This window comes from Sporosarcina psychrophila, assembly GCF_001590685.1.
Classification (GTDB): Bacteria; Bacillota; Bacilli; order Bacillales_A; family Planococcaceae; genus Sporosarcina; species Sporosarcina psychrophila.
In genome coordinates this window covers 3,720,452-3,733,992 of record NZ_CP014616.1, presented here as the reverse complement: position 1 = coordinate 3,733,992, position 13,541 = coordinate 3,720,452, and the positions used below count along the sequence as shown (strand labels likewise).

The 13,541-nt window shown below is 40.4% G+C and carries 11 protein-coding genes; 9 read left to right on the top strand and 2 right to left on the bottom strand.

Annotated features, from left to right (window positions below; translation table 11 throughout):
• The first annotated feature begins 911 nt into the window (after positions 1 to 911).
• From glgD to AZE41_RS17685, 8 genes are all read left to right on the top strand, one after another.
• Positions 912 to 2,018, top strand: a complete 1,107-nt coding sequence (gene glgD / locus AZE41_RS17720) for a glucose-1-phosphate adenylyltransferase subunit GlgD (RefSeq protein WP_067212229.1) — start codon at positions 912 to 914, stop codon at positions 2,016 to 2,018.
• Positions 2,019 to 2,054: 36 nt separating this feature from the next.
• Positions 2,055 to 3,479, top strand: coding sequence for a glycogen synthase (locus AZE41_RS17715; RefSeq protein WP_067212226.1), 1,425 nt, complete (start codon positions 2,055 to 2,057; stop codon positions 3,477 to 3,479).
• A gap of 11 nt (positions 3,480 to 3,490) precedes the next feature.
• The gene (locus tag AZE41_RS17710; RefSeq protein ID WP_067212224.1) at positions 3,491 to 5,923 is read left to right on the top strand and encodes a glycogen/starch/alpha-glucan phosphorylase; all 2,433 of its coding nucleotides are present in this window, start codon (positions 3,491 to 3,493) and stop codon (positions 5,921 to 5,923) included.
• Positions 5,924 to 6,782: 859 nt separating this feature from the next.
• A complete protein-coding gene (gene pcp / locus AZE41_RS17705; RefSeq protein ID WP_067212221.1) occupies positions 6,783 to 7,397 on the top strand; it encodes a pyroglutamyl-peptidase I in 615 nt (204 codons plus the stop codon).
• Entirely contained in the window at positions 7,387 to 8,136 is a 750-nt protein-coding gene (gene pxpB / locus AZE41_RS17700) for a 5-oxoprolinase subunit PxpB (protein WP_067212219.1), read from the top strand. Before pcp ends, pxpB begins: the two co-directional genes overlap by 11 nt.
• A complete protein-coding gene (locus tag AZE41_RS17695; RefSeq protein WP_067212217.1) occupies positions 8,136 to 8,900 on the top strand; it encodes a LamB/YcsF family protein in 765 nt (254 codons plus the stop codon). Before pxpB ends, AZE41_RS17695 begins: the two co-directional genes overlap by 1 nt.
• On the top strand, positions 8,897 to 9,760 hold the full coding sequence (locus tag AZE41_RS17690) for a 5-oxoprolinase subunit C family protein (protein ID WP_067212215.1): 864 nt from the start codon (positions 8,897 to 8,899) through the stop codon (positions 9,758 to 9,760). The genes AZE41_RS17695 and AZE41_RS17690 overlap by 4 nt, the downstream gene beginning before the upstream one ends.
• Positions 9,761 to 9,872: 112 nt before the next feature.
• On the top strand, positions 9,873 to 10,184 hold the full coding sequence (locus tag AZE41_RS17685) for a hypothetical protein (RefSeq protein WP_067212212.1): 312 nt from the start codon (positions 9,873 to 9,875) through the stop codon (positions 10,182 to 10,184).
• Between the two features lie 53 nt (positions 10,185 to 10,237).
• Here the strand turns inward: AZE41_RS17685 and AZE41_RS17680 are convergent, their stop codons facing one another.
• Entirely contained in the window at positions 10,238 to 10,810 is a 573-nt protein-coding gene (locus AZE41_RS17680; RefSeq protein WP_067212208.1) for a hypothetical protein, read from the bottom strand.
• Positions 10,811 to 11,084: 274 nt separating this feature from the next.
• Between AZE41_RS17680 and AZE41_RS17675 the strand changes: the two genes are divergently transcribed.
• Entirely contained in the window at positions 11,085 to 12,584 is a 1,500-nt protein-coding gene (locus tag AZE41_RS17675) for a class I adenylate-forming enzyme family protein (protein ID WP_067212207.1), read from the top strand.
• Positions 12,585 to 12,604: 20 nt separating this feature from the next.
• Here AZE41_RS17675 and AZE41_RS17670 read toward each other — a convergent pair whose 3' ends face one another.
• Positions 12,605 to 13,483, bottom strand: coding sequence for a glycerophosphodiester phosphodiesterase family protein (locus AZE41_RS17670; protein WP_067212205.1), 879 nt, complete (start codon positions 13,481 to 13,483; stop codon positions 12,605 to 12,607).
• Positions 13,484 to 13,541 lie beyond the last annotated feature (58 nt).

Sequence of the window (13,541 nt, the reverse complement as noted above, 5' to 3'; positions counted from 1 at the left end):
ATGGTGTTGTGACATCGGAACTATATATGTTACACCACATTTGCTAGATAACTATTTTCTTGCATAAAGCGCCTGTAAGAAAAGCATAAAAGGCTACATTTGCACTTGTACATTTACGGCTCGCTTTGGACGAAATGCTCGCAACACCTTTACTGCGGGTTAAAGGTGTCTGGAAATGACTCCGTCATTTCCAGACACCCCCTTTTCAGTCATCCTGTTGCAACTATCCGTCCGCCGCGTACCTACAATGTTCAAGTACAAAATGCAACTACTTTGGTAAATGAAAGAATTACAACCTTTCTAGAAAGGTTGCAAGTGCCCGAAGATGAAATTTCGGGCACTCACCACTTTTAATAAAGCTTATTCGCTTATTTTAGCAAATATCATACAAGTAACAGTGTGACGCTTTGTAGAAAGTGATACCGCCTTAAATTCGAAAAGGAAATGCTCTAAAGAAGGAGTAAGTAGCCAAAATTGCATCTTTGGCTGCTCCCCTATGGATAGCAAAGTAGTTATTCACTCGTTCCCAAAAGCTTTAGCACTTCGTGTACCTGTATCTTTGGTGAGCGACGGACGAACGCCTACCATACGATTAACGAAAAAGCTGCGTAGGAATGCGACAAAGTCGCATCCCTACGCAGCAAGAAATCCCGATAATAGTATAGTAGTCGTTCAGTCCAAAGCAATCCGAAAGCACCTGTACATAGGGGGCCTAGTGTTTTATCACAAAAGTAAGCAGTCAATTACTGGTCAACTTTGGTTAATCAACACATGTGATGTTGAACAAATGAATACCTATATAAACTGAGTGAAGCTGCGTGGCTTAGGGCGGGAGGCATCCCCGAACGCCGCAGCGGATTTGAATGGAATCTTTAGTTCAACTTATCTATACAATTTAAGGGGGAAAATAGATGAACACAATGATGGGCCTTATTAATCTGGAACACGAGCATCATTACTTTCATGAATTAACTTATTTTCGTAGTGGTGCCACAATTCCTTTTGCGGGTCGTTATCGTTTGATTGATTTTCCGCTTTCGAATATGGGGAATTCTAATGTAGAGTCAGTAGCGATTTTTACCCGCAATAAATATAGATCCTTAATGGATCATCTTCAAACAGGTGGTAGCTGGGAGATGGATGAGCGCAATGGTGGCTTGTTTATTCTTCCACCGGATTGGAACGATCCATCTGATATTTCAAAAGGCGATTTGAGTTTTTTTCATAATAACCGTGATTATTTTGCTCGTGGAAAATCTTCCTATGTACTGATTAGCGGAAGTCAATTTATAACAAATACAGATTATCAAGATGCATTTAAAAGTCATCTTGCTAATAAAGCAGATGTAACGCTGATTACTACTCATATCGAGACGTTAAATACTGAACATGATTCTGCATTTCGAATTGAAGCAGACGAAGATGGCTGGGTCACTACTATCACGAATGATAAGCAAGAAAATGACCTTTTCACGGGTGTTTATATAATCAATAAAGACTTATTAATGACGTTAGTTGATCAATGTATCGCACACCACCAAGATCATTTTTTTGTCCATGGCATTAAAGAGAATCTTGCTACGTTAAAGGTTCAAACGTATAAAAACAATGGTTACGGTGTGTTTATCAATTCCATCGAGAGTTATTATCGACATAATATGAATCTATTATCAGAGGAGAATTATAAAGCATTATTTTATAAACTACCATTTATTCGGACGAAGGTTGGGAATCAGCCACCTACGAAATATCGTAATGAAGCGAGTGTCAAAAAATCAATTCTGGCAAATGGTTGCATTATTGCTGGCGAGGTAGAGGGCAGTGTATTGTTTCGAGGTGTAACCATAGAAGAAGGTGCAACGGTAAAAAACTCGATTATCATGCAGCGTTGTAAAATTGAAGCAGGTGTCCATTTGGAGAATGTGATATTAGATAAAGACGTTCATGTGACCGCAAATCAACAATTAATCGGATCAAAGGATAAACCCTATGTCGTTGCAAAAAGACAAGTCATGTAAAAAAAGAAATCGTTGGTTGGAAAGGGAAGATTTCATATGAGAAATGTATTATTTGTAGCTTCGGAATGCACACCTTTTATTAAAACCGGTGGATTAGCAGATGTGATCGGGTCACTTCCACAAGCATTGAAAGAGAATGAAGGAGTCGAGGTGCGAGTGATTCTTCCACTTTATGATGAAATACCGCTAGAATGGCGAGATAAAATGGAGTATGTCATGAGCTTTAATGTACCGCTTGGCTGGCGTAATTCGGAAGCAAGTATGTATTCATTAGAATATAACAATATCATTTATTACTTCGTTTCAAATGAGTATTATTTCACCCGTAAAGGGGTATACGGGTATTACGATGACGGTGAACGATTTTTGTTTTTTAGTCGTGCTGTTATTGAAGCATTAACCCATCTAGATTTTAAACCGGACGTACTTCACGCACATGATTGGCAAGCGGGTATGGCTGTTGCTCTTGCTAAAATTATTCAGCCAATATTCGATATGAAAACGGTCATGACAATTCATAATATTAAGTACCAAGGGCTGATGCCAATCGATATATTTGAGGATTTCTTTGATATGTCACGGGAGCATATCGGTGGTTTTGAATGGAATGGAATGCTGAATTGTTTGAAAAGCGGCTTGTTTCATGCAGATAAAATCACAACGGTTAGTCCGAGTTATGGAGAAGAAATAAAAGATCCTTACTATGGTGAAGAACTTCACCCATTTCTTTTGGAACGGTCCGCTGATTTAATCGGTGTGCTTAATGGTATTGATACTAAAGATTATAATCCTCAAACGGATCCGGCAATTGCAGTTAACTACCGTTCTTCAAGAGCTAAAAAGAAGGAGAATAAACTTATACTTCAAGAAAAACTAGGATTGCCAATCATAGCTGAAAAGCCGCTCTACATTATTATTACTCGGCTTGTTGAACAAAAAGGCTTGCATCTTGTTCAACATATTTTAGATGATTTTCTCCACGAAGATGTTCAATTCATAGTCTTAGGAACCGGGGATGAAGAATTTGAAACGTATTTTGCGGAAGCCGCTGAGAGTCATCCCAATAAACTTGTGACCTTGTTGGCTTTTGATGAAGGAGTAGCGCGACAATTATATGCAAGTGCCGATTTCTTTGTCATGCCTTCAAAGTTTGAACCTTGTGGATTAGCCCAACTCATTGCCTTACAATACAAAACGGTACCAATTGTGCGGGAGACAGGGGGATTGAGGGATACAGTTCTACCGTTTAACGAACTAACTGGTGAAGGAAATGGATTTAGTTTTACAAATTACAATGCTGATGATTTATTGGCTACCTTACGCTATTCTTTAAGAATTTATCATGATCCTATTCAGTGGCCGGTAGTGGTGAAAAATGTGAATAAAAGTCAGTTCAGTTGGAAGAGTTCAGCTCGAGATTATGCAACCATTTATGACCAGTTAACGACAATAAGTGTATAGGGGGCAGAATCTTGCTTGAACTAACTGTGGATGAGTTTAAAGAGCGGATCATAAGCAAATTACAAACAAACAAAAGTAAAGAAGTAGCAGGTGCGACCAATAAAGAAATTTATTATGTGATTGCTTCAATTGTCAATGAGGAGATCCTACCGCATTGGCAATCGACTAAAAAAAGATATAACGAGAAAAGCTGTAAACAAGTTTATTATTTATCGATGGAGTTTTTAGTGGGCAGTTTAATTGAAAGTAACCTGCTTAATTGTGGAATGCTTGAACAATCGAATGAGGCGCTGAAGCAGTTAGGATTCGACCCTGATAACATCTATGCCCAAGAGCATGATGCTGGTTTAGGGAATGGCGGGTTAGGCCGATTAGCGGCTTGCTTTCTCGATTCATTAGCCTCACTTAAATATCCTGGACATGGTTTTGGAATACGTTATCGTTACGGGTTATTCGAACAGCGAATTATCCATGGTAACCAGGTTGAGCTTCCGGATTATTGGTTAAAGGATCAGTACGCTTGGGAAACACGAAAAGAAGACGAAGTTATTTGCATTCATTATCACGGAAACGTACATATGTTTCAGCGGAATGATGGAAATATTGAATTTAAACATGAAAATACAGATAAGGTAATGGCGATACCTTATGATATTCCTATTGTTGGCTATAAAAATGAAGTGATCAATACACTTCGTCTTTGGAGTGCAGAATCAGTTGGTAGAGATCGGGACGGCTCATCAGAAGAAGGAATGCATTATTACCATGATCTTGATCATAAGCATTCGATTGAACAAATTTCAGGATATTTATACCCTGACGATTCGAAGTATGAAGGAAAAGAGTTGCGCTTAAAGCAACAGTATTTCCTTGTTTCTTCCAGTATACAAAATATCATTAAGGACTTTAAAAAGAACCATCAAAAATCGTTGAAGTATTTACCTGAAAAAGTGGTTATTCAAGTGAACGATACGCACCCAACTTTAGCAATCCCTGAACTAATGAGAATACTTATGGATGAAGAGCACTTCAGTTGGGACAGTGCTTGGGAAGTAACGACGAAAGTAATTGCCTACACGAATCATACAACATTGAGTGAAGCGCTTGAAACCTGGCCTAAAGGCATGATGGAGCATCTACTTCCGCGTATTTATATGATTATTGATGAAATCAATGAGCGTTTTTGCAAAGGACTCTGGTTTGATCATCAGGAGCTTAGAGAGAAAATTCCGGAGCTAGCCATTATCGCTGATGAACAAATCCACATGGCACGGCTCGCAATTGTTGGGAGCTTCAGTGTGAATGGTGTCGCGCAAATTCATACGGATATTTTAAAGGAAAAGGAAATGAAGAATTTTTATGAACTTTTCCCGGATCGTTTTAACAATAAGACGAACGGAATCACCCATCGCCGTTGGCTGTTGCAAGCAAATCCTAAATTATCGGGACTTATAACAGAATCAATTGGTCCACAGTGGATACAACGCCCCAAACAGCTTATCAGCTTATTAAAATATTCGAAGGATGCTTCATTTTTAGAGAAATTTCATCAAGTGAAGCATGAAAATAAGCAAATATTAGCGAACCTCATTCATGAGCGCACGGGTATTTTAGTAGATGATCAATCAATTTTTGATGTACAAATTAAACGGCTTCATGAATACAAACGTCAGTTACTTAATATTTTCCACATTATTTATTTATACAATGAATTAAAAGAAAATCCAAATCTAGATATGATTCCTCGCACATTTATTTTCGGAGCAAAGGCCGCACCGAGTTACCATTTAGCGAAAGAAGTAATCAAGCTTATTAATAAGGTCGCCTCGATTGTGAACCACGATGCGGCTATTCAGGGTAAACTAAAAGTTGTATTTTTAGAAAACTATAATGTTAGCCTTGCTGAAAAAATTATACCAGCAGCCGATGTTAGTGAACAGATATCAACTGCGAGTAAGGAAGCATCAGGTACGGGCAACATGAAAATGATGATGAATGGCGCTTTAACAATTGGTACGCTAGATGGTGCAAATGTTGAAATTAAAGAGGCCGTTGGCAATGAAAATATTTTCATTTTCGGTTTAAAAGCGGATGAAGTATTGAATTACCATCAACATGGCGGTTATAATGCTACGGATATTTACAATACGGATGACAGGATTAGCCGGATTTTAGACCAATTAAATCAGGGTGAATTTGGATCGCATGAAATTGAGTTCAAAGATATTTATTACAATATTCTATCCCAAAATGATCCTTATTTTGTCTTAAAAGATTTTGAGCCTTATCTTGAAACTCACGAACTAGTGGAGCAGACGTACCGTGATAAATTATCCTGGCTTCATAAGAGTGTAACGAATGTCGCTCACTCAGGAAAGTTCTCCAGCGACCGAACAATCCAAGATTATGCGACAGAGATCTGGAAGTTGAAAAAACAGGTTTGAATCAAATGGAATGGCATGTAGCAAAGACAGTTGTTTGATCAAGGAAATAATGGGGGCTATCCTTTAACGGGGAGTCCTTTTTGTGTTGGAAAACGAAGGGGAGCGATCATATCCCTCGTGAACCGATCATATAACCGTGACACCCGAGCATATCCCTCGTGAACCGATCATATAACCGTCATATCCCTCGTGAACCGATCATATAACCGTGACACCCGAGCATATCCCTCGTGAACCGATCATATAACCGTGACACCCGAGCATATCCCTCGTGAACCGATCATATAACCGTGACACCCGAGCATATCCCTCGTGAACCGATCATATAACCGTGACAACCGAGCATATATCCCGTGACCCGATCATATACCCCTGACACCCGATCATATATCCCGGCCACCGATCATATCACCGTGACACCCGAAGCATATACGCCGGCCATCGATCGTATACCACTGACAGCCGATCATATATCCCGGCTACCGATCATATACCCCTGATAGCCGATCATATATCCAGGCCACCAATCATATCACCTTGAGATCCGAGCATATATCCCGGCTACCGATCATATACCCCTGACAGCCGAGCATATATCCAGGCCACCAATCATATCACCTTGAGATCCGAGCATATATCCTGGCTACCGATCAAATACCACTGACAGCCGATCATATATACCAGCCACCAATCATATCAGCCCGTCACCCGATCAAATACCGCTGACAATCAATCAATTAAGCATGCTCACAGAATAGCAATCCAAAAGAACACTGAATTTGTAATCACCGGAGTATTGAAAAAATATAAAACTACCGTTATAGTAACAACAATGATAATAAGAAAGCAGGTCATCATGATGAAAACACTTTTACTTACAGGGTTTGAGCCCTTTTTAAAATTCACTGTTAATCCGACGATGAAAATCGTAGAAGAACTGCATGGCAAAGTGATCGGCAATTACAAAATTCACAGTGAAGTATTGACGGTAGACTTCCAATCATCCGGCGAGCAACTTCTTACTCATATTGAAGCGCTAAAACCAGATGCAGTGATTTCACTGGGGCTTGCGGGAGGCCGTTTTAAAATGACGCCTGAACGGATTGCAATTAATGTGAAAGACGGCGAGCCTGATAATAATGGTAATACGCCTGTTGATGAACAAATTCAAGCGCAAGGTGAAGCGGGATATATGTCAACACTGCCAGTTCGCGCAATGGTGAATCGATTACTAGAAGAAGGGCTGCCGGCTGAAGTTTCAAATACTGCTGGTACCTATTTGTGCAACAACGTTATGTATGAAGGACTGCATTATGCAGCAACACAACGCCCAACGATGAAATCGGGTTTCCTTCATATACCTGCTTCACATGAATTGGCGATTGAACATGGCAAAATTCCAAGCTGGTCACATGAAGATTTGAAAAAAGGCGTCGCCGTATGCATCGAAGTGCTATCTGCTGATGAATCCTAACAAGCAAATTATCCCCCGTGCAATGGTGATGAACGAACAAACAATACGTTTCGACTTTGGCCCGGAGACGAGCCGAGAAATCTATCACACAATCCAGCAATTTTGTCAGGTTGTTGAAAGTGACAGGAATCATTTACTTGAAGAGGTCGTACCGAGTAATAAAACGGTAACTGTTTTTTATCGCAAAGAACTTGTGAACCCTAGTGTAATCATTGAAGAATTACTGAAAAAGTGGGTGAACAGAACTGACAGTATATTGAGTGTAAACACGCGTACCATTGAAATACCAGTCTGTTATGACACCTTGTTTAGTGAAGATATACCGCGGATTTGCGACCATACAGGGCTGACACGTGAAGAGGTAATCGCTATACATACAGGCACAAGCTATAAGGTGTATATGATTGGTTTTTTACCAGGATTTCCGTACCTCGGGGAATTGCCGGAGATACTCCATGTCCCACGTTTGGAAAAACCACGATTAAGCGTACCTAAAGGAACGGTTGGAATTGGAGGCACGCAGACAGGTATTTACCCGATAGAATCTCCTGGAGGTTGGAATATAATCGGGCGGACACCAGTCGATCTATACTGTTTGAAACGCGTTGAACCGTTTTTAATACGTGCAGGTGATCAATTGAAATTTCGTTCCATATCTCTTGAAACCTTTAATGAGATGAAAGAAGAGTTAGCGCGTGAACCTGAAATGATTATGCAGTTTGTAAAGGAGGGATTGTAATGCGAATTGATCTAAATGCAGATGTCGGTGAAAGTTTTGGACAATTTAAGATTGGGGAAGATGAAGCACTATTTAGCTCGATAACATCTGCCAATGTTGCGTGCGGATTTCATGCCGGTGACTTTAATGTTATGCAGAAAACGGTAGAACAAGCGGCTAGACAAAAGATTTCAATCGGCGCACATCCCGGTTATCCCGATTTACAGGGGTTTGGAAGAAGAGAGCTGATGATGTCCCCCCGTGAAATTTACAATGCAGTCGTCTATCAAATCGGTGCACTCAAACAGTTTTGCGACATACAAGGTGTTACGTTGAATCATGTGAAGCCGCATGGTGCCCTTTATAATACTGCTTCGATTAACCGGACTGTTGCTGATGCAATTGCAGAAGCAGTTTATGATGCTGCACCGAATGCGTATTTATATGGGCTTTGTAATAGTGAATTAGTGCAGGCTGGGAATAAATTCGGCCTAAAAACGGCGGGTGAAGCATTTGCAGATCGCAGGTATACGGCAGAAGGTACATTGTGCTCCAGGTTATTGCCGGAAGCTGTCCTCCATACATATGAAGAAATTGAAAAACAAGTGATGGATATTGTGTTAAACAAGCAGGTGCAAACAATAACTGGAGAAATGATTTCATTACAAGCAGATACAATTTGTTTCCATGGCGATGGACAGGGTGTGGCGTCCCATGCCCGTCAAATTCGTGAAGCATTGGCATCTGTTAATGTTCGTGTTAGCGCACTAGGTGACGCGATATGATTCCGTTATTTCGGGTCGTCAAATCTGGCGTCTATGCCACGATACAGGACCAGGGTAGATTCGGTTTCCGGCGTTTCGGTATGCCAGTTGCGGGACCTATGGATAGAGAGGCATTTCAGCTAGGTCAAGACATTATTGGGAATGATGAAGGCGCAAATGCACTAGAAATTTTCTTAGGTGGCTTACTGATAGAGGTATTAACCGATCATAGAATTGTCCTTGCAGGAGCAGATTTAGGGGCAATGATTGACGGGGAAACGCCAGCACCACTCTGGAAAACGTTTCAGATATGGAAAGGGCAAACGATTTCATTTTCTAAACCGATTAGCGGTGCGATTGCGTACATTATTCCAGAAGGCGGGTATGCAGTTAAGGAGATTTTGGGTAGCAGTTCCAGTTATCCGAGGGGGTTAATTGGTGAGACCGTCAAAAAAGAGACTCTCCTTTATGCGAATTCATTAAAACAAAAGCGTTTGAACCGTGGTTTACTTGTTGATAAAATCCCGAATTATACTGAAGACATTACGATTGAATTGTTCAAAAGTCCGCATATGGACCTGTTCGAAAAATCGAGTGTGGATACATTTCTAAACGCCACCTATTCGTACCGCGGGGGAGATCGAATGGGTTACTTTTTCAATGGGCCTCCACTTGGGTTTATTGATAGTGGAGACATTGTCAGCGAAGCGACTCAGTTTGGAACTGTACAGGTCCCGACGAATGGTCAGCCAATTATTCTAATGGCAGATGCACAAACGACGGGAGGATATGCGACAATCGGTACGGTTTCAAAGGCTGATCTGCCGAAAGTGGCCCAATTGAAAAACGGTGGTACTGTCCAGTTTGTATATCGAATGTAGACAACTTTGAAAGCCTTTAGATTAGTTGTAGGAGGTCTTAAGGAATGGAAGGCCTACCTCAAACATGGTATAATAAAAGAACTATTATCTAGCGAAATGAGGTGTTGTATATATGGAAGAACTTTTGAAACAATTGATGGTCGAACTCAAGGAATTCAGAAGTGATGTGGATGAAAAATTTACTGGTGTCGATAAACAATTGGACAGTATTAATAAACGATTCGACAGTGTGGAAAAAGGGCAAGAAGAAATTAAAGCCACAATTCGACACAGTATTACTTTAACAACAGAGAATTTTACTGAAATCCGCAAAGATATACGCGATAAAAATCACAGCACCCAGGCTGACGTTGATCTTTTATTTAGAGAAGTTGAAGGTCTAAAAAGACAAACCAACAAAATTGAACAAAGATTATCCAACTAAATAACCCTACAAAAAATCCTGTAAGAAGTGAAATAACTTCTTACAGGATTTTTTCAATTCATGTCTTGTTCTAAGCTTTTTGACCGAAATTGACGAATCAACACAAGTAACATGATTTCGACAATAAAGGACACAATCGCTAGTACGAGTATGATTGGCAACAGAGCCACTTCGGGTAAGATAAATATAAAAAGTGGAATAATTTGCGAGCTGACTGTCAGAATGATATAGAAACGCAACAAATGGTCCGTTTTCTTCTCAAGTGGTTGGAATGAGACTTCTTGTGTGATTTCTAGTAGCCCGCGCATAAGGTGATAGACGAATCCCAAGTGGATAAGCGTGATGACTGTAAACATGCCCATTAGCAAAAAAGTAGTTGTTGTCAGTTGCGGCTGGCCCACAAAAGTTTCTTCGAATTGGTAGATTAACGGAACAGACACTACTGCGAGTAGTAATACATAAAGTTTAGCTTTCGAAAAGTGGTTCGAATAGGAGACTAATCCTGCTAAACCTAGGTAGATGAATAGATAACCGAGGAAATCAGGAAAGATATCGAAATGATTAATATTAAAATCTAGAAAAACGAGGAGTGTCCCCCAAAATATTTTATTTAGCGCAGATGCCACTCTTATCGCCCCTTTCTGTTTCTATATATATTGAGCATAGATATTACAGGTGAAAACAAAGCGAAGACATCCCCAAGCGCCGAAGCGGACTTGAAGGGAATCTTTATCTTAGCTCATGTAGTCGTATTCATAATGAAATCAAGCTATTACTATCCTATAATACATTTTCAACATACTAAAGGATTTGTACTTACTATCAATTATCTTGCATTAAGGTGTTTTACTATTTATAATTATCTAATAATTAACGAGGGACATTAAAGGGGGCTTGGCGATGTTTATTGCAGAGAAACTGAAGATTATTTCCGAGGCATATCCAGAAAGAGTTATTACATCGTTTAATGGAAAAGAACTTTCATACGGGGAATTCTATCGTAAAGCTGAGAATCTAGCAGGGCATTTTCAAGATTTAGGTTATGTGAAAGATGACATTTTAGCATTTTGTCTGATGAATTCGGATTCCTTTTTAATAGGCTACTATGCATGTCAAATAGGCGGATTTACAGCGCTACCCATCAATACAAAGTTAACTGCACCGGAAATGAACTACATTTTAGCGCATTCAGAAGCGAAAGGGCTCATTTATGATGAGCGACTGGCAACTGTGTTTGATTTACTCGAAGGTAAATTACCCGCGTTACAATATAAAATGGTGATCGATCGTGAATTCGAAGCTATTATAGACGGTGAACACCGTCTTGTCGAACGACGGGAAGCATTCGATGCTGATACAGCGGTTGTCTTTTACACATCTGGAACAACCGGTCGGCCGAAAGGCGTTATGCTAACCAACAGAAATGTTGCTGCAATCGCTGAAATATGGAGTGAATCGATGGAAATGGATCAGGATGATCGCATGCATATTGTGGCTCCGCTTTTCCACTGTGCTGCAAGTCATGTATTTAGCATACCCGTCATTTACCAAGGCGGAATGGTCATCATTGAAGAAACGTTTTCTCCAGAAGCAACAATTCGTACGATGGAGCAACAACGCGCGACGATATTTTTCGGTGTGCCGGCCATGTACAGTATTCTTCTGAATACGCCGTCGCTGGAAAAAGCGGATTTATCCAATTTACGACTGTTCTGCTATGGAGCAGCGCCGATGCCTTATGAACTTGTGAAAAAAGTGAAAGCGTTATTCCCAGACGTCAACGTACAAAACTTGTATGGGCAGACGGAAAATTCACCGGGTGCGACTACGCTGAAAGATCAACATGCATTGTCAAAAATCGGTTCTGTAGGCGAACCTTTGCCACAAACCGAAGTACAGGTAATGGATGAGTTTGGTGAACCGCTTCCGACAGGTCAGGTGGGTGAAATCGCTGTGAAAGGCCCTCAAGTGATGAAAGGGTATTTGAAAAATGAAGAAGAAACTGCACGAACGATAAAGGGTGGCTGGATGTACAGTGGTGATCTCGGTCGTTTTGATGAAGACGGACTGCTTTATATTGTGGACCGTAAAAAGGATATGATCATCCGCGGGGGAGAAAACGTATATCCGGTAGAAGTGGAAGAAGTGTTATATGCCATTCCAGAGGTACTCGAGGCAGCAGTCGTTGGTATTCCTCATGAAATATACGGAGAAGTAGCAAAAGCGTACATCGTTTTAAAAGAAGGGAATACGCTTACTGAACAAGCAGTCATCGATTTTTGTAAAAGCCAGCTGGCCTCCTTTAAAATACCAGCTGCTATCGAATTTCTCGACACACTACCGCGGAATGCCAGCGGAAAAGTGTTGAAAACAATACTTAGAGACCCAGTCAACATATAATATGAAAAGCAGTTTGGACCCTAGTCGGCATCCAAACTGCTTTCTTCACTTTTTACACGAACGGCGATATCAGGTTTATCTGTGAATACACCATCTGCTCCAAGTTCTATAAGTTTACGGATTGTCTTTTCGTCGTTGACGGTGAAAGGATGGACGTCCAATCCTTCTTTATGCATCGCGTCTATAAATTTCTTTGTCACTGAATCCACGTTCAAACCTACACCTGATGCATACTTTAGTAGCTTCCGTACTTTCTTTTTTGAAAGATGTGCTTCCTTGTCGAATGAATATAATTTGATAAGCGGAATAGATGGTTCCATGTCGAATATGTTCTTCAAACTATTTTCACTGAATGATTGAATGATTACTTTTGGTATACCATTATCACTGGAGAGAAGATTATTAGCTCGAAGTTGCCTTAGGAGTTCTTTTTCGATACCTGGATACTTATTGGGCGATTTCATTTCAATATAGTAATTGACCGAGTCACCGAAATGGAGAAAGATATCCTCTAATTCAACAATGCGCAATTGCTTATAAATAGGTGAAGCATACCGAGGGTTCGTTTCATTAAATTCCTCACCCGGCAAATAGAGTTGAAGTTCATTAAATGTCACATCAGCAACAGCTTGTTCAGTATCCTGAAACATTAAATAGGAGTCATGTAAGGCAACCAGTTTTCCGTCCTTTGTCATGTGTAAATCAAGTTCGATATAGTCTGAACCCATCTGCACAGCTAACTCATAGGCGGCTAACGTGTGAGGTGGTGCATATGCGGATGCACCGCGATGGGCGATGACAAGGAATTCATCATCAGGTAAAGTCGCACGTTCAACAGTGGGCTTCGTAGAACCAGATGACAGTAAAAGCAATAGAAGCACCACCATTACTCTTTTCATCGCAATCACTCCTTATTTTAACTATATATTCGGGACCATTTATTTAGAATTACCTAGG